The sequence below is a fragment of the Pseudomonas sp. P9_2 genome (assembly GCF_034008255.1).
Classification (GTDB): Bacteria; Pseudomonadota; Gammaproteobacteria; order Pseudomonadales; family Pseudomonadaceae; genus Aquipseudomonas; species Aquipseudomonas synxantha_A.
In genome coordinates this window covers 5,866,854-5,889,428 of sequence record NZ_CP125376.1, presented here as the reverse complement: position 1 = coordinate 5,889,428, position 22,575 = coordinate 5,866,854, and the positions used below count along the sequence as shown (strand labels likewise).

Sequence of the window (22,575 nt, the reverse complement as noted above, 5' to 3'; positions counted from 1 at the left end):
GCGCGTGAAGGGGGCGCGGTGCACCGCATAACAACAGGTTGATGTCGCTCGGCATCCGTCGGGCGCAGCACTTTCGGGGAAGTACATATGAAGATGCGACGACTCTTGGGCGCAGCTGCCACGCTGGTAGTTGCGATGGGCTCCACACTGGTCAGTGCCGACAGCAAAACCCTGAGCATCGGTTACGTGGACGGTTGGTCCGACAGCGTTGCCACGACCCATGTGGCGGCGGAAGTGATCAAGCAAAAGCTTGGTTATGACGTGAAACTGCAAGCGGTCGCCACGGGGATCATGTGGCAGGGCGTCGCCACCGGCAAGCTCGATGCCATGCTGTCTGCCTGGCTGCCGGTGACCCATGGTGAATACTGGGCCAAGAACAAGGACAAGGTGGTCGACTACGGCCCCAACTTCAAGGATGCAAAAATTGGCTTGATCGTACCGGAGTACGTCAAGGCCAAATCCATCGAAGACCTCAAGACCGACACCACCTTCAAAAACAAGATCGTCGGCATCGACGCCGGTTCAGGCGTGATGCTCAAGACCGACGACGCCATCAAGCAATACGGCCTGGACTACAAACTGCAAGCCAGCTCGGGCGCGGCGATGATCGCTGAGCTGACACGTGCCGAAGACAAGCAGGAATCCATTGCGGTAACCGGTTGGGTGCCCCATTGGATGTTCGCCAAGTGGAAACTGCGTTTCCTGGACGACCCAAAAGGGATTTATGGTGCTGCTGAAACCGTCAACAGCATCGGCAGCAAGGGCCTGGAAAAGAAAGCGCCGGAAGTGGCAGCTTTCCTGAAAAAATTCCAGTGGGCCTCCAAGGATGAAATCGGTGAAGTCATGCTCGCTATCCAGGAAGGCACCAAGCCAGACGCAGCGGCCAAGGATTGGGTGGCCAAGCACCCTGAGCGCGTCGCTGAGTGGACCGCTAAATAAAAGCCGCTGATGTACCCCTGTGGGAGGGGGCTTGCTCCCGATAGCGGTAGGCCAGTCACAGATTTTTTGACTGGCACATCGCTATCGGGAGCAAGCCCCCTCCCACATTGGTTTCGCACCGCCTCAAATCTTCCTGCGCTTTGGCCATCCCTCGCTACACTCGATCTACTACTAAGGTCGTCTGGAACCTCTTCCGCAGCCGCATACAGTGGATATGTTCCAAAATAATAAAAAAGCTGTGCTGCGAGGATAAAAACAATGAACGACAGCATTTACCTCTCGATTCAAAACAGCCCGCGTTTCAAGGAGCTGGTCAGGAAAAGGGAAAGATTCGCCTGGATTCTCTCGGCGATCATGCTAGGGCTTTACTCCGCTTTCATCCTGTTGATTGCCTACGGGCCACAAATACTGGGGGCCAAGATCAGCCCCGGTTCCTCGATTACCTGGGGCATTCCCCTGGGCGTCGGGCTGATTGTGTCTGCCTTCATTCTCACCGGCATCTACGTACGCCGGGCCAACGGCGAATTTGACGACCTGAACAATGCGATTCTCAAGGAGGCTGCGCAATGATCCGGCGTCTATTGGCTATATTCGGCGCTTCGCTGTTTGCTCCGGCCGTCTGGGCGGCGGACGCATTGACCGGTGAAGTGCACAAGCAACCGCTGAACGTCTCGGCCATCGTGATGTTCGTCGCGTTTGTCGGCGCCACCCTGTGCATCACGTATTGGGCGTCCAAGCGCAACAAGTCGGCGGCTGACTACTATGCAGCAGGCGGCAAGATCACTGGTTTCCAGAATGGCCTGGCGATTGCCGGCGACTACATGTCGGCCGCGTCCTTCCTGGGGATTTCCGCGCTGGTGTTCACCTCCGGCTACGACGGCCTGATCTACTCGATCGGCTTTCTGGTGGGCTGGCCGATCATTCTGTTCCTGATCGCCGAGCGCCTGCGTAACCTGGGCAAGTACACCTTTGCCGACGTGGCGTCCTATCGCCTCGGGCAAACCCAGATCCGCAGCCTGTCGGCCTGTGGCTCGCTGGTGGTGGTGGCGTTCTACCTGATCGCGCAGATGGTTGGCGCGGGCAAGTTGATCCAGCTGCTGTTCGGCCTGGATTACCATGTGGCGGTGATTCTGGTCGGCATTCTGATGTGCCTGTACGTGTTGTTCGGCGGCATGTTGGCGACCACCTGGGTGCAGATCATCAAGGCAGTGCTGCTGCTCTCCGGTGCTTCGTTCATGGCGCTGATGGTGATGAAGCACGTCAACTTCGACTTCAACACGCTGTTTGCCGAGGCGATCAAGGTTCACCCTAAAGGTGAAGCGATCATGAGCCCGGGTGGGCTGGTGAAAGACCCGATCTCGGCATTCTCCCTTGGGCTGGCCCTGATGTTCGGTACCGCCGGCCTGCCGCACATCCTGATGCGCTTCTTCACGGTGAGCGATGCCAAGGAAGCGCGTAAAAGCGTGCTGTATGCAACCGGCTTCATTGGTTACTTCTACATCCTGACGTTCATCATCGGCTTTGGCGCGATTCTGCTGGTCAGCACCAACCCGGCGTTCAAGGATGCAGCAGGCGCCTTGCTTGGCGGTAACAACATGGCGGCGGTGCACCTGGCCAACGCGGTGGGCGGCAGTATCTTCCTGGGCTTCATCTCGGCCGTGGCCTTCGCCACCATCCTTGCGGTGGTTGCCGGCTTGACCCTGGCCGGTGCTTCGGCGGTGTCCCATGACCTGTATGCCAGCGTGATCAAGAAAGGCAAGGCCAACGAGAAGGATGAAATTCGCGTATCGAAGATCACCACCATCGCCCTGGCGGTGCTGGCGATTGGCTTGGGCATCCTGTTCGAAAGCCAGAACATTGCGTTCATGGTCGGCCTGGCGTTCTCGATTGCCGCCAGCTGTAACTTCCCGGTGTTGCTGCTTTCCATGTACTGGAAAAACCTCACCACCCGTGGCGCCATGATCGGCGGCTGGCTGGGCTTGATCAGTGCCGTGGGCCTGATGATCCTCGGCCCGACCATCTGGGTCTCGATCCTGCACCATGAAAAGGCGATCTTCCCGTACGAATACCCGGCGCTGTTCTCGATGATCATTGCGTTCATCGGCATCTGGTTCTTCTCCATCACCGACAAGTCGGCGGCGGCGGAGAAAGAGCGTGCGCTGTATTTCCCGCAGTTTGTGCGTTCGCAGACTGGCCTGGGGGCGAGCGGGGCGGTTAATCACTAAGTCGTCAGATGCATAAGAGATACCTCGGTCGCAAGGCCGGGGTATTTTTTTGCCTGGGTCTTTTGTGTTGCCTGGGCTGGCCTCATCGCGGGCAAGCCCGGCTCCCACAGGTTGACTGTGTGAACCCGATCGACTGTGGGAGCTGGCTTGCCTGCGATGGCGGTAGATCAGGCCACACAAACAAAAACGGCCTCCGCTAAGGGAGGCCGTTCTCATTACAAGCAAGCCGTTAAGTGCTTACTTGCGATCTTCCAGCTTGGTAATGTCACGCGACTCGTAGCCGGTGTACAGCTGGCGTGGGCGGCCAATCTTGTACGGGCTGGAGAGCATTTCTTTCCAGTGGGAAATCCAGCCTACGGTCCGCGCCAGGGCGAAGATCACGGTGAACATGCTGGTTGGAATGCCGATCGCCTTGAGGATGATCCCCGAGTAGAAGTCGACGTTCGGGTACAGCGAGCGCTCGATGAAGTACGGGTCGGTCAGGGCGATCTCTTCCAGGCGCATGGCCAGTTCGAGTTGCGGATCGTTCTTGATGCCCAGTTCCTTCAGCACTTCGTCGCAGGTCTGCTTCATGACGGTCGCGCGAGGGTCGCGGTTCTTGTAGACCCGGTGACCGAAGCCCATCAGCTTGAATGGATCGTTCTTGTCCTTGGCCTTGGCGATGAACGTGTCGATGTTGGATACATCGCCGATTTCATCGAGCATGGTCAATACGGCTTCGTTCGCACCGCCGTGGGCAGGGCCCCACAGTGCGGCGATACCGGCGGCGATACAGGCAAACGGGTTGGCACCCGAAGAGCCGGCCAGGCGGACGGTAGAAGTGGAGGCGTTTTGCTCGTGGTCGGCATGGAGGATGAAGATCCGATCCATTGCCTTGGCCAGCACCGGGCTGATCGGTTTGATCTCGCACGGGGTGTTGAACATCATGTGCAGGAAGTTTTCCGCGTACGTCAGATCGTTGCGCGGGTACATCATGGGCTGGCCCATGGAGTACTTGTAAACCATTGCGGCCAGGGTCGGCATCTTGGCAACCAGGCGGATCGCGGAAATTTCGCGATGCTCGGCGTTATTGATGTCCAGGGAGTCATGATAGAAGGCCGACAGGGCACCGACCACGCCGCACATGACGGCCATCGGGTGGGCGTCGCGACGGAAGCCGTTGAAGAAGGTCTTCAACTGCTCGTGAACCATGGTGTGGTTCTTCACGGTGCTGACGAACTGGGCCTTTTGCTCGGCTGTTGGCAATTCGCCATTTAGCAGCAGGTAGCAGGTTTCCAGGTAGTCCGACTTTTCAGCCAGTTGTTCGATCGGGTAGCCGCGATGAAGCAGAATGCCATTGTCACCATCGATATAGGTGATCTTCGACTCGCAGGAAGCGGTCGACATGAAGCCTGGGTCGAAAGTAAAACGGCCCGTGGCCGTCAGGCCCCGTACGTCGATAACATCGGGACCAACGGTGCCGGTTAAAATGGGCAGCTCGACGGGGGCTGCGCCCTCGATGATCAACTGCGCTTTTTTGTCAGCCATGTGGCCTCCTATTTATGCTTCAAATCATCAGACAGACCCCCCACGCAGGGCCCGCACCACTATATTGATATAAATCCAGATGTCAATTTGCCTAAAGTCTTGCGCCAGAAGGCTTTAACCGTACTTTTTCGTCGAAATTGCCTGCCATTTACGCCTTTTATCCCGCCAGCGCAATCAGCTATTAGGGTGAGGTGCGCGCGTTGTCATTAGTAACCTAACTGTCTATACTCGGCCACCGACCGCCAAGGGCTTTTGGGCTTGCTTTCATTGGGGGTCGCACTCCCTGGGTGGTGCTTACCTGACCAGTCGCACTCCCCAACAACTTTGCCCTGATTGTTAGGGGCTCTTCAGTGTGAAAAAAAGCCGTGAATAGCCAACGACCTGTAAACCTAGACCTAAGGACCATCAAACTCCCCATCACCGGCGTTACGTCGTTCCTGCACCGTGTTTCCGGCATCATCCTGTTCCTGGGCTTGGGCATCATGCTTTATGCATTGAGCAAATCCCTGGGTTCCGAGGAAGGTTACGCCGAGGTGAAGGCATGCTTGACCAGCCCGCTGGCCAAGTTCGTAGCATGGGGCCTCCTGTCCTCTCTTCTGTATCACCTGGTAGCCGGTGTGCGCCACTTGATCATGGACATGGGCATCGGTGAGACGCTGGAAGGCGGCCGCCTGGGCTCGAAAATCATCATCGCCATTTCCGTGGTGCTGATCGTTCTGGCAGGAGTTTGGATATGGTAACCAGCGTAACGAATCTGTCGCGTTCGGGCCTCTATGACTGGATGGCACAGCGTGTGTCTGCGGTCGTTCTCGCGGCTTATTTCATTTTTCTGATCGGATACCTCGTCGCAAACCCGGGCATCGGCTATGAGCAGTGGCACGGGCTGTTTTCCCACAATGCGATGCGAATCTTCAGTCTGCTGGCCCTTGTAGCCCTGGGCGCACACGCCTGGGTCGGCATGTGGACCATCGCGACCGACTACCTGACGCCGATGGCGCTGGGCAAGTCCGCGACTGCAGTACGTTTCCTCTTCCAGGCAGTATGCGGCGTCGCGATGTTCGCTTACTTCGTCTGGGGTGTGCAGATTCTTTGGGGTATCTGATTCATGGCTAACATTCCAACTATTTCATTCGACGCCATCATTATTGGTGGCGGCGGTGCGGGCATGCGCGCTGCGCTGCAGCTGGCCCAGGGTGGTCACAAGACTGCCGTGATCACCAAGGTGTTCCCGACGCGCTCCCACACCGTATCGGCCCAGGGTGGCATCACCTGCGCCATCGCCTCCGCCGACCCGAACGATGACTGGCGCTGGCACATGTACGATACCGTCAAGGGTTCCGACTACATCGGTGACCAGGACGCTATCGAGTACATGTGTCAGGAAGGCCCGGCCGCAGTGTTCGAGCTGGACCACATGGGGCTGCCGTTCTCGCGTACCGAGCAGGGTCGTATCTACCAGCGTCCATTCGGCGGCCAGTCGAAGGATTACGGTAAAGGCGGGCAGGCTGCCCGTACTTGCGCTGCGTCCGACCGTACCGGTCACGCGCTGCTGCACACCCTTTATCAGGGCAACCTGAAAGCCGGTACCACGTTCCTGAACGAGTACTACGCTGTTGATCTGGTGAAGAACGGCAAGGGCGAGTTCGTCGGCGTGATCGCCATCTGCATCGAAACCGGTGAAACCACCTACATCCGCGCCAAGGCTACCGTGCTGGCGACTGGCGGTGCAGGCCGTATCTACGCCTCGACCACCAATGCCCTGATCAACACCGGTGACGGCGTCGGCATGGCACTGCGTGCTGGCGTACCGGTGCAAGACATCGAAATGTGGCAGTTCCACCCCACCGGCATCGCCGGCGCCGGTGTACTGGTCACCGAAGGTTGCCGTGGTGAAGGTGGTTACCTGATCAACAAGCACGGCGAGCGTTTCATGGAGCGTTATGCTCCGAACGCCAAAGACCTGGCTGGCCGTGACGTCGTGGCCCGTTCGATGGTTAAAGAGATCATCGCCGGTAACGGTTGTGGCCCGAATGGTGACCACGTACTGCTCAAACTCGATCACCTCGGTGAAGAAGTGCTGCACAGCCGCCTGCCAGGTATCTGCGAACTGTCCAAGACCTTTGCCCACGTTGATCCAGTGGTTGCTCCGGTTCCGGTTGTTCCGACCTGCCACTATATGATGGGCGGCGTACCGACCAACATTCACGGCCAGGCGATCACCCAGAATGCCGAAGGCGTGGACGAGATCATCCATGGTCTGTTCGCGGTAGGTGAAGTGGCTTGTGTATCGGTTCACGGTGCCAACCGCCTGGGCGGCAACTCGTTGCTCGACCTGGTAGTGTTCGGTCGCGCGGCCGGCCTGCACCTGGAAAAGGCGCTGACCGACGGCATCGAATACGATGACGCCACCGACGCCAATATCGAAGCGGCCCTGGCGCGCCTGAACGCTCTGAACGAGCGCACTGATGGCGAAGACGTGGCAACCCTGCGTCGCGAGCTGCAAAACTGCATGCAGAACTACTTCGGTGTGTTCCGTACCGGCGAATACATGCAGAAAGGTATCGCCCAGTTGGCTGACCTGCGCAAGCGTATCGCCAACGTCAAGATCAACGATAAGAGCCAGGCGTTCAACACCGCTCGTATCGAAGCCCTTGAGCTGCAAAACCTGCTGGAAGTGGCTGAAGCGACGGCGATCGCCGCCGAGGTTCGTAAAGAATCCCGTGGTGCTCACGCTCGTGAAGACTTTGAAGATCGCGATGACGAAAACTGGTTGTGCCACACCCTGTACTTCCCGGGTGACAAGCGCGTAACCAAGCGTGCCGTGAACTTCTCGCCGAAGACGGTGCCGACGTTTGAACCGAAGATTCGGACTTACTAAGGGTGGCTGCCATGTTGAAAGTCAGTGTTTATCGCTACAACCCTGATCAGGACGCTGCGCCGTTCATGCAGGAGTTCCAGGTCGATACCGGTGGTAAAGACCTGATGGTGCTGGATGTACTGGCACTGATCAAAGAGCAGGACGAAGGTTTCTCCTATCGTCGCTCTTGCCGTGAGGGTGTTTGCGGCTCCGACGGCATGAACATCAACGGCAAGAATGGCCTGGCGTGCATCACGCCGCTGTCTGCTGTTGTCAAAGGCAACAAGCTGATCGTTCGTCCTCTGCCAGGTTTGCCGGTTATCCGTGACCTGGTCGTCGATATGAGCATCTTCTACAAGCAATACGAGAAAGTTAAGCCGTTCTTGCAGAATGACACGCCGGCTCCGGCCATCGAGCGTCTGCAATCCCCGGAAGAGCGTGAAAAGCTCGATGGCTTGTACGAGTGCATCCTGTGCGCTTGCTGCTCGACTTCGTGCCCATCCTTCTGGTGGAACCCGGACAAGTTCCTGGGTCCAGCTGCCTTGCTGCAAGCCTACCGCTTCCTGGCAGACAGCCGTGATACCAAGACGTCCGAGCGCCTGGCTTCGCTGGATGACCCGTTCAGCGTATTCCGCTGCCGCGGGATCATGAACTGCGTCAACGTATGTCCCAAAGGCCTGAACCCGACTAAGGCCATTGGTCACATCCGTAACATGCTGCTGCACAGCGGCGTGTAACTGACGTTGTAGTAATAGCAGGACCGTTGTGCCCGTAAATGCTGCGGCGCAGGCTTCAACCGGCGCCGTAGTTTTAACTTGAGCAGCGACTTACAAAGCCGCGGCTCTTATTTTGAAGAAATGAGACAAGCAGGGGCATTCGGGTTGGTACCCGAACTATCAGCGTGATCCTAAGTGGCTTGTTTTGGTCGCTGCACTTGGCCTTTTGCAAGCAGACTCGGTGTTTTCGCCGGTGGTGTCCCCAAATCGAGGGTGACCAAGCATGCAAGAAAGCGTGATGCAGCGCATGTGGAACAGCGGCTATCTTTCAGGTGGTAACGCTGCCTATGTGGAAGAGCTTTATGAGCTCTACCTGCACGACCCTAACGCTGTGCCAGAAGAATGGCGCACCAAATTTCAGACGTTGTCTTCAGACGGCAACGCTGCCACCGATGTATCGCACGCAACAATTCGCGATCAGTTCGTGCTGCTGGCAAAGAACCAGCGCCGCGCCCAACCGGTTTCCGCCGGCAGCGTGAGCAGTGAGCACGAGAAGAAGCAAGTTGAAGTACTGCGACTGATCCAGGCCTACCGTATGCGTGGCCACCAGGCAGCCCAGCTTGACCCGCTGGGGCTGTGGCAGCGTCCTGCACCTGCAGACCTGTCGATCAATCATTACGGCTTGACCAATGCCGATCTTGATACGACCTTCCGTGCCGGCGACCTGTTCATCGGCAAAGAGGAAGCGAGCCTACGCGAAATTCACGAAGCGTTGCAGCAGACATATTGCCGCACCATCGGCGCTGAGTTCACGCACATCACCGATTCCGAGCAGCGCCAGTGGTTCCAGCACCGCCTGGAAGGCGTGCGTGGCCGTCCGGTCTTGTCCGCCGATGTCCGCAGCCACTTGCTGGAGCGCGTGACCGCGGCCGAGGGCCTCGAAAAATACCTGGGTACCAAATACCCGGGCACCAAGCGTTTCGGCCTGGAAGGCGGCGAAAGCCTGATTCCGATGCTCGACGAGCTGATCCAGCGTTCCGGTTCCTACGGCACCAAGGAAATCGTGATCGGCATGGCTCACCGTGGTCGCCTGAACGTGTTGGTCAACACCTTCGGCAAGAACCCGCGCGAGCTGTTCGACGAGTTCGAAGGCAAGAAGAAGGTCGAGCTGGGTTCCGGTGACGTTAAATACCACCAGGGCTTCTCGTCCAACGTGATGACCACCGGCGGTGAAGTTCACCTGGCCATGGCGTTCAACCCATCCCACCTGGAAATCGTTTCGCCAGTGGTCGAGGGTTCGGTACGTGCGCGCCAGGATCGTCGTAACGATGCCACCGGTGAGAAGGTTCTGCCGATTTCCATCCACGGTGACGCGGCATTCGCCGGTCAAGGCGTGGTCCTGGAAACGTTCCAGATGTCGCAGACTCGCGGCTTCAAGACCGGCGGTACCGTTCACATCGTCATCAACAACCAGGTCGGCTTCACCATCAGCAACCCGTTGGACGCGCGTTCCACCGAGTACGCCACCGATGTTGCCAAGATGATCCAGGCGCCGATCCTCCATGTGAATGGCGATGATCCGGAAGCCGTGCTGTTCGTGACCCAACTGGCAGTCGACTACCGCATGCAGTTCAAGCGTGACGTGGTGATCGACCTGGTTTGCTACCGCCGTCGCGGTCACAACGAAGCGGACGAGCCAAGCGGCACCCAGCCGTTGATGTACCAGCAGATCACCAAGCAGCGCACCACCCGTGAGCTGTACGCCGAAAGCCTGACCAAGGCCGGCGTGGTTGACGATGCGCGTGTTCAGGCGAAAGTCGATGAATACCGCAACGCGCTGGACAATGGCCTGCATGTAGTGAAAAGCCTGGTCAAGGAGCCGAACAAAGAGTTGTTCGTTGACTGGCGTCCTTACCTGGGCCACACCTGGACTGCACGTCACGATACATCCTTCGATTTGAAGACGTTGCAGGAACTGTCCGCCAAGCTGCTGGAAATTCCCGAAGGCTTCGTCGTACAGCGCCAGGTGGCGAAGATCTACGAAGATCGTCAGAAGATGCAAGCCGGCGGCCTGCCGATCAACTGGGGTTACGCCGAAACCATGGCGTACGCGACCCTGGCGTTCGAAGGTCACCCGATCCGCATGACCGGCCAGGACATCGGCCGCGGTACGTTCTCGCACCGTCATGCTGTATTGCACAACCAGAAAGACGCGGGCACCTACATTCCGTTGCAGAACCTGTACGAAGGCCAGCCACGTTTCGACCTGTACGATTCGTTCCTGTCCGAAGAAGCCGTACTGGCGTTCGAATACGGCTACTCCACCACCACGCCTAATGCGCTGGTGATCTGGGAAGCCCAGTTCGGCGACTTCGCCAACGGTGCCCAGGTGGTTATCGACCAGTTCATCACCAGCGGCGAGCACAAGTGGGGCCGCCTGTGCGGTCTGACCATGCTGCTGCCACACGGTTATGAAGGCCAGGGTCCGGAGCACTCTTCGGCCCGTCTGGAGCGTTACCTGCAATTGTGCGCCGAGCACAACATCCAGGTGTGCGTGCCGACCACCCCGGCGCAGATCTACCACTTGCTGCGTCGCCAGGTGATCCGCCCGCTGCGCAAGCCGCTGGTCGTGCTGACCCCGAAATCGCTGTTGCGTCACAAACTGGCCGTTTCGACCCTGGAAGATCTGGCCCAAGGTTCGTTCCAGACCGTGATTCCAGAGATCGATACACTGGACGCCGCCAAGGTCACTCGCCTGATCCTGTGCAGCGGCAAGGTCTATTACGATCTGTTGGAAAAACGCCGTGCCGAAGGCCGCGAAGACATCGCCATCGTGCGTATCGAGCAGCTTTACCCGTTCCCGGAAGATGACCTCATGGAGATCATCGCGCCTTATACCAACCTCACGAACGTGGTGTGGTGTCAGGAAGAACCGATGAACCAGGGCGCCTGGTACAGCAGCCAGCATCATCTGCGTCGCAGCATCGGCAACCACAACAAGGCCTTGGTCCTTGAGTACGCCGGTCGTGATGCTTCTGCTGCACCTGCGTGTGGCTATGCGTCGATGCACGCCGAGCAGCAGGAAAAACTGCTGCAAGATGCTTTCACTGTTTAACGCCTTCGCGCTGACTGAAACCGAATTTTAAGGACCTACAGATAATGGCTATCGAAATCAAAGCCCCGTCATTCCCGGAATCGGTTGCCGATGGCACCGTTGCCACCTGGCACAAGAAACCAGGCGAGGCCGTCAAGCGTGACGACCTGATCGTCGACATCGAGACTGACAAGGTCGTACTGGAAGTGTTGGCCGAAGCTGACGGCGTGCTGGGCGCGATCGTGGCTGAAGAGGGCGCTACCGTTCTGTCGAACCAGGTACTGGGTTCGATCGAAGAGGGCAGCGCTGCTGCAGCTCCTGCTCCTGCCGCCGCTGCTGCTGCACCGGCTGCACTGGCTGCTTCGGCGCCTGCCGCTGCACCGGCAGTCGGTGGCGAAGATCCAATCGCTGCGCCAGCTGCGCGTCAACTGGCTGAAGAGAACGGCATCAACCTGGCTTCCATCAAGGGCACCGGCAAAGACGGCCGCGTGACCAAGGAAGACGTGGTTGCTGCGGTTGAAGCCAAGAAGAACGCTCCGGCTGCCGCGCCTGCCAAGGCTGCTGCTCCAGCGGCTGCTGCCCCGGTGTTCGCTGCCGGCGACCGTACCGAGAAGCGCGTACCGATGACTCGCGTGCGTGCCACCGTGGCCAAGCGCCTGGTTGAAGCGCAGTCGAACATGGCGATGCTGACCACGTTCAACGAAGTCGACATGACCGAAGTCATGGCTCTGCGCTCCAAGTACAAGGACCTGTTCGAGAAGTCCCACAACGGCGTGCGCCTGGGCTTCATGTCGTTCTTCGTGAAAGCGGCCACCGAAGCACTCAAGCGCTTCCCGGCAGTCAACGCTTCCATCGACGGCGGCGACATCGTTTACCACGGCTATGCAGATATCGGCGTTGCCGTGTCCAGCGACCGTGGCCTGGTGGTTCCAGTGCTGCGTAACGCCGAGCTGATGAGCCTGGCCGAAATCGAAGGCGGCATCGCCGGCTTCGGCAAGAAAGCCCGTGACGGCAAGCTGACCATCGACGAGATGACCGGCGGTACCTTCACCATCACTAACGGTGGTACCTTCGGTTCGATGATGTCGACGCCGATCGTCAACCCACCGCAAGCCGCGATCCTGGGCATGCACAACATCATCCAGCGTCCGATGGCCATCAACGGCCAGGTCGTGATCCGCCCAATGATGTACCTGGCATTGTCTTACGATCACCGCCTGATCGATGGTAAAGAAGCCGTGACGTTCCTGGTGACCATCAAGAACCTGCTGGAAGACCCGGCTCGCCTGCTCCTGGACATCTGATAGAAGCAGCTGCAAGTTGCGAGCTACAAGCTGTAGGAAAAAGCAGCTTGGCTTGCAGCTTGTGGCTAGAAGCTTGTCGCAAATAGAGGATCTATTTTCATGACACAGAAATTTGACGTTGTAGTGATTGGTGCAGGCCCTGGCGGCTATGTTGCCGCCATCAAGGCTGCGCAACTGGGCCTCTCGACTGCTTGCATCGAAAAGTACACCGACAAGGAAGGCAAACTGGCGCTGGGCGGTACCTGCCTGAACGTTGGTTGCATTCCTTCCAAGGCGCTGCTGGACAGCTCCTGGAAATTCCACGAAGCCCAAGACGGCTTCGCGATCCACGGCATCAACCATGCTGGCGTAACCATGGACGTGCCAGCAATGGTCGGCCGTAAAGCCAACATCGTCAAAGGCCTGACTTCCGGCGTTGCCACCTTGTTCAAGGCCAACGGTGTGACTTCCATTCAAGGCCACGGCAAGCTGCTGGCCGGCAAGAAAGTCGAAGTCACCAAACCAGATGGTTCGGTTGAAGTCATCGAAGCCGAAAACGTGATCCTGGCACCCGGCTCGCGTCCAATCGACATTCCGCCTGCTCCAGTTGACAACAACGTGATCGTTGATTCGACCGGCGCCCTGGAATTCCAGGCTGTGCCTAAGCGCCTGGGCGTGATCGGCGCTGGCGTAATCGGTCTGGAACTGGGTTCGGTATGGTCCCGTCTGGGCGCTGAAGTCACCGTGCTGGAAGCCCTGGACACGTTCCTGCTGGCGGCCGACACTGCAGTCTCCAAAGAGGCGCTGAAAACCCTGACCAAACAAGGTCTGGACATCAAGCTCGGCGCCCGTGTCACCGGCTCCAAGGTCAACGGCGAAGAAGTCGTGGTGACCTACACCGATAAAGACGGCGAGCAGACCATCACCTTCGACAAGTTGATCGTTGCCGTTGGTCGTCGTCCAGTGACCAATGACCTGTTGGCTTCCGACAGCGGCGTGAACATCGACGAGCGTGGCTTCATCCACGTTGATGATCACTGCGCAACCACCGTACCGGGCGTATATGCGATCGGCGACGTGGTTCGTGGCATGATGCTGGCCCACAAGGCTTCCGAGGAAGGCATCATGGTCGTCGAGCGCATCAAGGGTCACAAGACCCAGATGAACTACGACCTGATCCCGTCGGTTATCTACACCCACCCGGAAATCGCATGGGTCGGCAAGAACGAACAGCAGTTGAAAGCTGAAGGCGTTGAAGTTAACGTCGGCACCTTCCCGTTCGCCGCTTCCGGCCGTGCCATGGCAGCCAACGACACCGGTGGTTTTGTCAAAGTCATCGCTGATGCCAAGACTGACCGCGTATTGGGCGTCCACGTGATTGGCCCAAGCGCTGCAGAACTGGTTCAGCAAGGCGCGATCGGTATGGAATTCGGCACCAGTGCCGAGGACCTGGGTATGATGGTCTTCTCCCATCCGACCCTGTCCGAAGCGCTGCATGAAGCCGCGTTGGCAGTGAATGGCGGTGCCATCCACATCGCCAACAAGAAGAAGCGCTAAGCGAGATAATAAGAAACCACGGCGGAGTTGCCCGTCGTGAGCCTTGCGCGCAAGACTCACCGCGGAATATCCGCTGGACGCAGCCTTGCGCAGCTTTACGGGCCATAAGCCCCGCAAGTTGCGCAAGCAGCAGTCACAGGTGGTGCGGCACTCATAATGAGCGCAGCGCCGAATGCGCAGTACCTAACGAAGACGGTAAAAAGCATGAATCTTCACGAGTATCAGGGTAAGCAGCTGTTCGCTGAATACGGCCTGCCAGTTTCCAAGGGCTACGCAGTAGACACCCCGGAAGCAGCAGCAGAAGCTTGCGACAAAATCGGCGGCAGCGAGTGGGTTGTCAAAGCCCAGGTCCACGCCGGTGGTCGCGGTAAAGCGGGTGGCGTCAAGCTGGTTAAGAGCCGGGAAGAAGCCAAGGCCTTCGCACAGAAGTGGCTGGGCAAGCGTCTGGTGACTTACCAGACTGATGCCAATGGCCAGCCAGTCTCCAAGATCCTGGTTGAATCGTGCACTGATATCGCTAAAGAGCTGTACCTGGGCGCTGTCGTTGACCGTTCGAGCCGTCGCATTGTGTTCATGGCCTCCACCGAAGGTGGCGTGGACATCGAGAAGATTGCCGAAGAGTCCCCAGAGAAAATTCTGAAGGCTACTATCGATCCACTGGTTGGCGCTCAGCCATTCCAGGGTCGTGAACTGGCGTTCCAACTGGGTCTGGAAGGCAAGCAAGTTGCCCAGTTCGCCAAGATCTTCGTAGGTCTGGCCAAACTGTTCCAGGATCACGATCTGGCCCTGCTGGAAGTGAACCCACTGGTGATCAAGGCTGACGGCGATCTGCACTGCCTCGACGCCAAGATCAACATCGACGCCAACGCCATGTACCGTCAGCCTAAGCTGAAGACCTTCCACGACCCGTCGCAAGACGACAAGCGTGAAGCGGACGCTGCCAAGTTCGAACTGAACTACGTAGCCCTGGAAGGTAACATCGGTTGCATGGTCAACGGTGCTGGCCTGGCCATGGGTACCATGGACATCGTCAACCTGCATGGCGGCAAACCAGCCAACTTCCTCGACGTAGGTGGTGGCGCTACCAAGGAACGCGTTACCGAAGCGTTCAAGATCATCCTGTCCGACTCCAACGTCGCTGCAGTACTGGTCAATATCTTCGGCGGCATCGTTCGTTGCGACATGATTGCCGAAGGCATCATCGGTGCAGTGAAAGAAGTTGGCGTTAAAATCCCGGTTGTTGTTCGCCTTGAAGGTAACAACGCTGAACTGGGCGCTAAAGTACTGGCAGAAAGCGGTTTGAACATCATCGCGGCTACCAGCCTGACCGACGCTGCTCAACAAGTTGTCAAAGCTGCGGAGGGCAAGTAATGAGCGTCCTGATCAATAAAGACACCAAAGTTATCTGCCAGGGTATTACCGGTTCGCAAGGTAGTTTCCACACCCAGCAAGCCATCGAGTACGGCACCCAGATGGTTGGCGGCGTAACTCCGGGCAAGGGCGGCACCGAGCACCTGGGCCTGCCAGTGTTCAACACCGTGAAAGAAGCGGTAGAAACCACTGGCGCCACTGCCAGCGTGATCTACGTTCCGGCTCCTTTCTGCAAGGACTCGATCCTGGAAGCAGCATTCGGCGGCATCAAGCTGATCGTGTGCATCACCGAAGGCATTCCTACCCTGGACATGCTGGACGCTAAAGTTAAGTGCGACGAGCTGGGCGTAGTCCTGATCGGCCCTAACTGCCCAGGCGTGATCACCCCAGGCGAATGCAAGATCGGCATCATGCCAGGTCACATTCACTTGCCAGGTAAAGTCGGTATCGTTTCCCGTTCCGGCACCCTGACCTACGAAGCTGTGAAGCAGACCACTGACGCCGGTTTCGGTCAGTCGACTTGCGTCGGCATCGGCGGTGACCCGATCCCAGGCTCCAACTTCATCGACATCCTGAAGCTGTTCCAGGAAGACCCGAAGACCGAAGCGATCGTGATGATCGGTGAGATCGGCGGTTCGGCTGAAGAAGAAGCGGCTGCCTACATCAAGGCACACGTGACCAAGCCGGTTGTTTCCTACATCGCTGGTGTGACTGCCCCTGCGGGCAAGCGCATGGGCCATGCTGGCGCAATCATCTCTGGCGGCAAAGGCACTGCAGACGAGAAATTCGCTGCTCTGCAAGACGCAGGCGTGAAAACCGTGCGTTCGCTGGCAGACATCGGCAAGGCCCTGGCCGAGCTGACCGGTTGGGCTGTCAAGTAAGCCTCGCGCTTAGCTGACGCCTCATCACACAAAGGCCACCTTCGGGTGGCCTTTGTGCATTCTGCAGGTTGCTGAAAATTAAATGTGGGAGGGAGCAAGTCGAATCGTCGCACCGCCCCTCCCGCATTCTTTGCTTGTCTTGCCAAATTAAGTACGGAAACGCGACATTAAAATGTCGCTTATCGGACAGTTCGCCCCGCAACAGTGCGTTTGTCAGCCTGATTCTGTACTCTAGCCGCCTCTTTATGCGTCCGCATCCCAAAAGGAAGCTGCGCGCTAGACCGGTCGGTCCCCATAAGGGCCGGCAGCATTTCCCTCATCCATAGGGAAGCCCTCTCTAAATTCCGATTCAGTAGTGTGGTATTTCCTCAAATGAAAGTGTTGAAAAGCCAGGATATCCTGGCGCTGGGCTTTATGACCTTTGCCCTGTTCGTGGGCGCTGGCAACATCATCTTCCCGCCTATCGTGGGCTTGCAGTCCGGGCCCCATGTCTGGATGGCCGCGCTTGGCTTTCTGATCACCGCGGTCGGTTTGCCGGTGGTCACCGTGATTGCCCTGGCCAAGGTCGGTGGTGGCATGGATGCGCTGAGCAGCCCGATTGGCAAGATCGCCGGTGGCCTGCTGGCGGCGGCGGCGTACCTGGCGGTGGGGCCGCTGTTCGCTACCCCGCGTACCGCGACGGTGTCATTCGAAGTGGGCCTGGCGCCACTGACCGGTGAAAGCCCATTGGCGCTGTTCCTCTACAGCTCGGTGTATTTCCTGGTGGTGTTCTTTGTGTCCCTGTACCCAGGTCGACTGCTGGACACCGTGGGCCGCTTCCTCGCGCCGCTGAAGATCATCGCCCTGGCCATCCTCGGCATTGCCGCGTTTGCCTTGCCGGCCGGTGAAGTGGGCGTCGCTACGCCGGAATACGTGGCCGCACCGTTCTCCCAGGGCTTTATCAATGGTTATCTGACCATGGATACGCTGGGTGCGCTGGTGTTCGGCATCGTGATCGTCAACGCGATCCGTTCACGGGGTGTCGAGTCGCCCCAACTGATCACCCGTTACGCCATTATCGCCGGCCTGATTGCCGGCGTGGGCCTGGCGCTGGTGTACATCAGCCTGTTCCGCCTGGGTTCGGGCAGCCATGCCGTGGCTGCCGGTGCCAGCAACGGCGCAGCCGTACTGCACGCTTATGTGCAACACACCTTCGGCTCCCTGGGCAGCGGCTTCCTCGCCGTGCTGATCTCCCTGGCGTGCCTGGTCACTGCCGTCGGCCTGACCTGCGCCTGCGCCGAGTACTTCAGCAAAATCCTGCCGCTGTCCTACAAGACACTGGTGGTGATTCTGGCGTTGTTCTCGCTGTTCGTGTCCAACCTGGGCCTGACCAAACTGATCGCGTTCTCGATTCCGGTGCTTACAGCGATCTACCCGCCGTGCATCGTGCTGGTAGCCCTGAGTTTCTGCAAAGGCTTCTGGCAGGAACAGGGCCGTATCGTCGGCCCGGTGATGCTGGTGTCATTCATCTTTGGTTGTATCGACGCACTCAAGGGCGCGGGCCTGGCGGGTTGGATGCCTACACAATTGGCAAACTTGCCGCTGAGCGAGCAAGGCTTGGCGTGGTTGGTGCCATCAGTGATGACGCTGGTGGTGGCCGTGGTGATCGACCGTATGCTGGGCAAGCGTAGCGAAGCCGTCGCATAACCCGCGGTTTGTGCTGCACTGAAATGCCCCGTATCAAACGATACGGGGCATTTTTTTTGAGTCGATGGCAGTGTCTTTTTTTTGGGGATGGCGTCAAAAATCTCAAGTTGAAAACACCGGTCGGTGTGGGAGCTGGCTTGCCTGCGATGGCGGTACATCGGTTGGCGCGGTGGTGACTGCAAAGACGCTATCGCAGGCAAGCCAGCTCCCACATTTGAACCGTGTCGGCCCTATCATCCTGTGTACAAGGACCCGCATGTCGTTCGTCGAAACCAATCAAGTCCATCTGCTTGCCGCCCTCTGGTTCATCCTGTGCTGGGGTGGCTACACCCGTTATGCCACCTGGAAAGCCCGGGATACGGCCTGCCTGGCCAGCGTATTGCACCTGTACCGTGAAGACTGGATGCGTCGCATGTTGTTGCGCGATAACCGCATCGCCGATGCCAGCGTGATCGGCAACCTGGAGCGTAATGCCTCGTTCTTTGCCTCCAGCACCTTGATCATCCTTGCGGGTATTCTGACCGTGCTCGGTGCTTCCGAGCGGGCGGTGTCGTTGCTGGCAGACATTCCTATGGTGCAGCAGGCCTCCCAAGGCATGTCGGAGATCAAGTTGCTGTGCCTGGCCCTGGTATTTGTCTATGCGTTTTTTACTTTCAGCTGGTGCATGCGTCAGTACAACTTCGCTGCGGTGCTGGTGGGCTCGGCGCCGATGATTGGTGAGCGGCACGTGTCGGAGCAGGAGCGCAATGCATTTGCCTTGCGGGCGGCGCGGGTGATTTCGATGGCGGCCAACCAGTTCAACTTTGGGCTGCGCGCTTATTACTTCGGCATGACCATGCTGGCCTGGTTTGTCAGCCCTTGGTTGTTCATGTTGATGAGCAGCGGGGTGGTATTGGTGCTTTATCGCCGCGAGTTTCACTCCGACGTCTTGCAGGTGATGGTGTATACCCCGACGAATATGCAAGCTTCGGATGCTGCAAAAGAGAGTGTTTCTTAAAGGCCGGATAAAACAGCTGGCAAAGAAAAGCCCGCTTTATAAGCGGGCTTTCTTTTGCAGCACTACAGGTTCACACCCGGCAATTACTGCTTGGCAGGTTCTGCAGGTGCAGCTTCTTTTGCAGCTTCGGCGTTCGATTCAGCCTGAGCTTTGGCAGCTTCGGCGTTTTCTTTCGCAGCGTCGTTCACTTTATCCTGTGCTTTAGCCATGTCTTGCTGTGCTTGCTCAGAATGTGCAGCGGCATCTTGGGCTTTGTCTTCGGATTTCTTGTCGCAGGCAGCCAGACCGAGTGCAGCGGCCAGCATCATGGAAATAGCTAATGTCTTGCGCATGGGGTGTTTCTCCTTATTGAAGATATCTACTGGCCTTTCGAACCCAAGGGGCCAGCATTAGTTCCTTTTGTCTCACAGATATATAACGCTTTTCGTACAAAAACTTTTTCCGGCGATTTAGTCCGCTGCTTTCACACTAATAAGAGTCTAAAAACAATGACCGAAAACCCCTTGTTAGAGCGTGCCGCGCGCTTTGTCTCGGCGCTGCGCCATTGTCAGGTGCTGGGTGTGGCTGTCCACGCTGCAAGCGAGGAGGGCATGACCCTGGTGTTGCCGTATGGGCCACATCTTGTTGGTGATCCCGCAACCTGTGTGATTCATGGTGGCGCCCTGACCTCGTTGATGGACACAGCCTGCGGCATGGCCACCTTGTGCGTATTACCCGAATTCGAGGTGTGCCCGACCCTGGACCTGCGTATCGACTACATGCGTGCAGCCGAGCCGCACAAGCCGGTGTATGGCTTCGCGCAATGTTACCGGGTGACCACCGATGTGATCTTCACGCGCGGGTTCGCCTATCAGGATGACCCGCAACAACCCATCGCCCATGTAGTGGGCACGTTCATGCGTATGGGCAAGCGCCTAAAAGGCACGCAAGGGCTGGGCAGCACGATCAAGGGAGAGCAGGCATGACGCATCGATTCAAGACCCGTCTGGAGCAGGCTCTCGAGCGTGGCAACTACGACGCACTGCTGGGCTTGGTGCCCTATGCCAAGCTGATCGGTATCGAATGCACCCGTCTGGGAGATGAGCTGCTGTTTCGCCTGCCGGCCAACAAGGACAATATTGGTAACCCCATATTGCCGGCGTTGCACGGCGGGGTGATCGCCGGCTTCATGGAGCTGTCGGCGGCCCTGCATCTAAGGGTATTTACCGGGGCTCCGGGCCTGCCAAAAATCATCGACTTTTCCCTGGATTACCTGCGCGCCGGCCAGTTTCGCGACACTTACGCCAAATGCCAGGTGTGCCGCCAGGGCCGGCGCGTCGCCAATGTGGCGATCACCGCCTGGCAAACCACCGAGGCCGAGCCGATTGCCACCGCCCGCGCACATTTCAAGATTGAGGAATTGGCACGCCCTTGAAATCCCGGTCTTAGCCCCCAACTTTGATGACAACCCGCCGCCAACCCTTTCGGGCGCGGCCACTGCCATCCAATTGGAGTTTGATGACCATGAGTGTGGAAACTCAAAAGGAAACCCTGGGCTTCCAGACCGAGGTGAAGCAACTGCTGCACCTCATGATCCATTCGCTATATTCCAACAAGGAAATCTTCCTTCGCGAATTGATCTCGAACGCCTCTGACGCTGTCGACAAATTACGTTTCGAAGCCCTGTCCAAGCCTGAGTTGCTGGAAGGTGGCGCGGAACTGAAAATCCGTGTGAGCTACGACAAGGACGCCAAGACCGTCACGATCGAAGACAACGGTATCGGCATGAGCCGTGAAGACGCGATTACCCACTTGGGTACCATCGCCAAATCCGGCACCGCAGATTTCATGAAGAACCTGTCGGGCGACCAGAAAAAAGATTCTCATCTGATCGGCCAATTCGGCGTGGGCTTCTATTCGGCCTTCATCGTTGCCGACAAGGTTGAAGTATTCAGCCGCCGTGCGGGCCTCGACGCCAGCGAAGGCGTGCACTGGGCGTCCAAAGGCGAGGGCGAGTTTGAAATCGCCACTGTCGACAAGGCAGATCGCGGTACCCGCATCGTGCTGCACCTGAAATCCGGTGAAGACGAATTCGCTGATGGCTGGCGCCTGCGCAACATCATCAAGAAATACTCCGACCACATCGCTTTGCCGATCGAGCTGCCGAAAGAACAGACGGCTGCCGAAGGCGAAGAGAAGCCTGCCGAGGAATGGGAAACCGTCAACCGCGCTAGCGCCCTGTGGACCCGTCCGCGTACCGAGATCAAGGACGAGGAATACCAGGAGTTCTACAAGCACATCGGCCACGACTACGAAAACCCGCTGAGCTGGAGCCACAACAAGGTTGAAGGCAAGCTGGAATACAGCTCGCTGCTCTACGTACCGGCCCGTGCTCCGTTCGACCTGTACCAGCGCGAAGCGCCGAAGGGCTTGAAGCTCTACGTGCAGCGCGTGTTCGTGATGGACCAGGCGGAATCCTTCCTGCCGCTGTACCTGCGCTTTATCAAGGGCGTGGTCGACTCCAACGACCTGTCGCTGAACGTGTCGCGGGAAATCCTGCAAAAAGACCCGATCATCGACTCCATGAAGTCGGCGCTGACCAAGCGCGTGCTCGACATGTTGGAAAAACTGGCGAAGAACGAGCCTGAGCAATACAAGAGCTTCTGGAAAAACTTCGGTCAGGTGATGAAGGAAGGCCCGGCGGAAGACTTTGCCAACAAGGAAAAAATCGCCGGCCTGCTGCGTTTTGCTTCGACTCAGGGCGAAGACGGCGAGCAGGTTGTGTCCCTGGCTGACTACCTGGCACGCGCCAAGGAAGGTCAGGACAAGATCTACTACCTGACTGGCGAAACCTACGCGCAGGTTAAAAACAGCCCGCACCTGGAAGTCTTCCGCAAGAAAGGCATCGAAGTGCTGCTGCTGACCGACCGTATCGATGAGTGGCTGATGAGCTACCTCACCGAGTTCGACGGCAAGTCGTTCGTTGACGTTGCCCGTGGCGACCTGGACCTGGGCAACCTGGATTCCGAGGAAGACAAGAAAGCCGCCGAAGAAGTCGCCAAGTCCAAAGAGGGCCTGGTTGAACGGATCAAGGCGTCCCTGGGCGAAGCAGTCAGTGAAGTGCGGGTTTCCCACCGCCTGACCGACTCCCCGGCGATCCTGGCCATTGGCGAGCAGGACCTGGGCATGCAGATGCGTCAGATCCTTGAAGCCAGCGGCCAGAAGGTCCCGGACTCCAAGCCGATCTTCGAATTCAACCCGGCTCACCCGCTGATCGAGAAACTCGATGGCGAGCAGAGCGAAGAGCGGTTTGGCGACCTGTCGCACATCCTCTTCGACCAAGCGGCTCTGGCCGCTGGCGACAGCCTCAAAGACCCGGCCGCCTATGTGCGCCGACTGAACAAGCTGTTGGTTGAATTGTCGGTTTAACACCGGTGTAGAAAAAACCCGCTTCGGCGGGTTT

19 protein-coding genes are annotated in these 22,575 nt (G+C 58.1%); 17 read left to right on the top strand and 2 right to left on the bottom strand.

All coding sequences use genetic code 11. The annotated features are described in order from the left end of the window. The first annotated feature begins 87 nt into the window (after positions 1-87). From QMK52_RS25770 to QMK52_RS25760, 3 genes are all read left to right on the top strand, one after another. On the top strand, positions 88-939 hold the full coding sequence (locus tag QMK52_RS25770; RefSeq protein ID WP_005786563.1) for a glycine betaine ABC transporter substrate-binding protein: 852 nt from the start codon (positions 88-90) through the stop codon (positions 937-939). Positions 940-1,197: 258 nt separating this feature from the next. Next, positions 1,198-1,509, top strand: a complete 312-nt coding sequence (locus QMK52_RS25765; protein WP_005786564.1) for a DUF485 domain-containing protein — start codon at positions 1,198-1,200, stop codon at positions 1,507-1,509. Then, positions 1,506-3,164 (top strand): cation acetate symporter, encoded by a 1,659-nt coding sequence (locus tag QMK52_RS25760; RefSeq protein WP_005786566.1) that lies wholly within the window; start codon positions 1,506-1,508, stop codon positions 3,162-3,164. The genes QMK52_RS25765 and QMK52_RS25760 overlap by 4 nt, the downstream gene beginning before the upstream one ends. A 237-nt stretch (positions 3,165-3,401) precedes the next feature. On the opposite strand, the gene gltA is transcribed toward QMK52_RS25760, so the two are convergent. Further along, positions 3,402-4,691 carry a citrate synthase gene (gltA, locus tag QMK52_RS25755; protein WP_005786568.1) on the bottom strand — a complete coding sequence of 430 codons (1,290 nt, stop codon included), beginning with the start codon at positions 4,689-4,691 and terminating at the stop codon, positions 3,402-3,404. Between the two features lie 365 nt (positions 4,692-5,056). Here gltA and sdhC point away from each other — a divergent pair, with 365 nt between their 5' ends. The 11 genes from sdhC (at position 5,057) to QMK52_RS25700 (ending at position 19,133) form a co-directional block, all read left to right on the top strand. Then, positions 5,057-5,431: a succinate dehydrogenase, cytochrome b556 subunit gene (gene sdhC, locus QMK52_RS25750; protein WP_003190005.1), complete on the top strand. Its 375-nt coding sequence runs from the start codon at positions 5,057-5,059 to the stop codon at positions 5,429-5,431. Continuing rightward, positions 5,425-5,793, top strand: a complete 369-nt coding sequence (gene sdhD, locus QMK52_RS25745; RefSeq protein WP_003172805.1) for a succinate dehydrogenase, hydrophobic membrane anchor protein — start codon at positions 5,425-5,427, stop codon at positions 5,791-5,793. The genes sdhC and sdhD overlap by 7 nt, the downstream gene beginning before the upstream one ends. Positions 5,794-5,796: 3 nt before the next feature. Next, positions 5,797-7,569 (top strand): succinate dehydrogenase flavoprotein subunit, encoded by a 1,773-nt coding sequence (gene sdhA / locus QMK52_RS25740; RefSeq protein ID WP_005786572.1) that lies wholly within the window; start codon positions 5,797-5,799, stop codon positions 7,567-7,569. Positions 7,570-7,580: 11 nt separating this feature from the next. After that, a complete protein-coding gene (locus QMK52_RS25735; protein ID WP_005786573.1) occupies positions 7,581-8,285 on the top strand; it encodes a succinate dehydrogenase iron-sulfur subunit in 705 nt (234 codons plus the stop codon). A gap of 262 nt (positions 8,286-8,547) precedes the next feature. Further along, positions 8,548-11,379 carry a 2-oxoglutarate dehydrogenase E1 component gene (locus tag QMK52_RS25730; protein WP_005786575.1) on the top strand — a complete coding sequence of 944 codons (2,832 nt, stop codon included), beginning with the start codon at positions 8,548-8,550 and terminating at the stop codon, positions 11,377-11,379. A gap of 44 nt (positions 11,380-11,423) precedes the next feature. Next, the gene (gene odhB / locus QMK52_RS25725; RefSeq protein ID WP_005786576.1) at positions 11,424-12,662 is read left to right on the top strand and encodes a 2-oxoglutarate dehydrogenase complex dihydrolipoyllysine-residue succinyltransferase; all 1,239 of its coding nucleotides are present in this window, start codon (positions 11,424-11,426) and stop codon (positions 12,660-12,662) included. Positions 12,663-12,761: 99 nt separating this feature from the next. Then, the gene (gene lpdA / locus QMK52_RS25720) at positions 12,762-14,198 is read left to right on the top strand and encodes a dihydrolipoyl dehydrogenase (RefSeq protein WP_005786578.1); all 1,437 of its coding nucleotides are present in this window, start codon (positions 12,762-12,764) and stop codon (positions 14,196-14,198) included. A gap of 204 nt (positions 14,199-14,402) precedes the next feature. Beyond that, positions 14,403-15,569 (top strand): ADP-forming succinate--CoA ligase subunit beta, encoded by a 1,167-nt coding sequence (gene sucC / locus QMK52_RS25715; RefSeq protein ID WP_005786580.1) that lies wholly within the window; start codon positions 14,403-14,405, stop codon positions 15,567-15,569. Further along, positions 15,569-16,450 carry a succinate--CoA ligase subunit alpha gene (gene sucD / locus QMK52_RS25710; protein WP_005786582.1) on the top strand — a complete coding sequence of 294 codons (882 nt, stop codon included), beginning with the start codon at positions 15,569-15,571 and terminating at the stop codon, positions 16,448-16,450. Before sucC ends, sucD begins: the two co-directional genes overlap by 1 nt. A 372-nt stretch (positions 16,451-16,822) precedes the next feature. Further along, positions 16,823-18,136 carry a branched-chain amino acid transport system II carrier protein gene (gene brnQ / locus QMK52_RS25705; protein ID WP_005786584.1) on the top strand — a complete coding sequence of 438 codons (1,314 nt, stop codon included), beginning with the start codon at positions 16,823-16,825 and terminating at the stop codon, positions 18,134-18,136. Positions 18,137-18,392: 256 nt separating this feature from the next. Further along, positions 18,393-19,133: a DUF599 domain-containing protein gene (locus tag QMK52_RS25700; protein WP_005786585.1), complete on the top strand. Its 741-nt coding sequence runs from the start codon at positions 18,393-18,395 to the stop codon at positions 19,131-19,133. Between the two features lie 83 nt (positions 19,134-19,216). On the opposite strand, the gene QMK52_RS25695 is transcribed toward QMK52_RS25700, so the two are convergent. Beyond that, positions 19,217-19,465 carry a hypothetical protein gene (locus tag QMK52_RS25695; protein WP_320403635.1) on the bottom strand — a complete coding sequence of 83 codons (249 nt, stop codon included), beginning with the start codon at positions 19,463-19,465 and terminating at the stop codon, positions 19,217-19,219. A gap of 156 nt (positions 19,466-19,621) precedes the next feature. On the opposite strand from QMK52_RS25695, the gene QMK52_RS25690 reads away from it, so the two are divergent. From QMK52_RS25690 to htpG, 3 genes are all read left to right on the top strand, one after another. Beyond that, entirely contained in the window at positions 19,622-20,098 is a 477-nt protein-coding gene (locus tag QMK52_RS25690; RefSeq protein WP_005786588.1) for a PaaI family thioesterase, read from the top strand. After that, positions 20,095-20,547, top strand: coding sequence for a PaaI family thioesterase (locus tag QMK52_RS25685; RefSeq protein WP_005786590.1), 453 nt, complete (start codon positions 20,095-20,097; stop codon positions 20,545-20,547). Before QMK52_RS25690 ends, QMK52_RS25685 begins: the two co-directional genes overlap by 4 nt. Before the next feature lie 89 nt (positions 20,548-20,636). Further along, positions 20,637-22,541, top strand: coding sequence for a molecular chaperone HtpG (htpG, locus tag QMK52_RS25680; RefSeq protein ID WP_005786592.1), 1,905 nt, complete (start codon positions 20,637-20,639; stop codon positions 22,539-22,541). Positions 22,542-22,575: the final 34 nt, after the last annotated feature.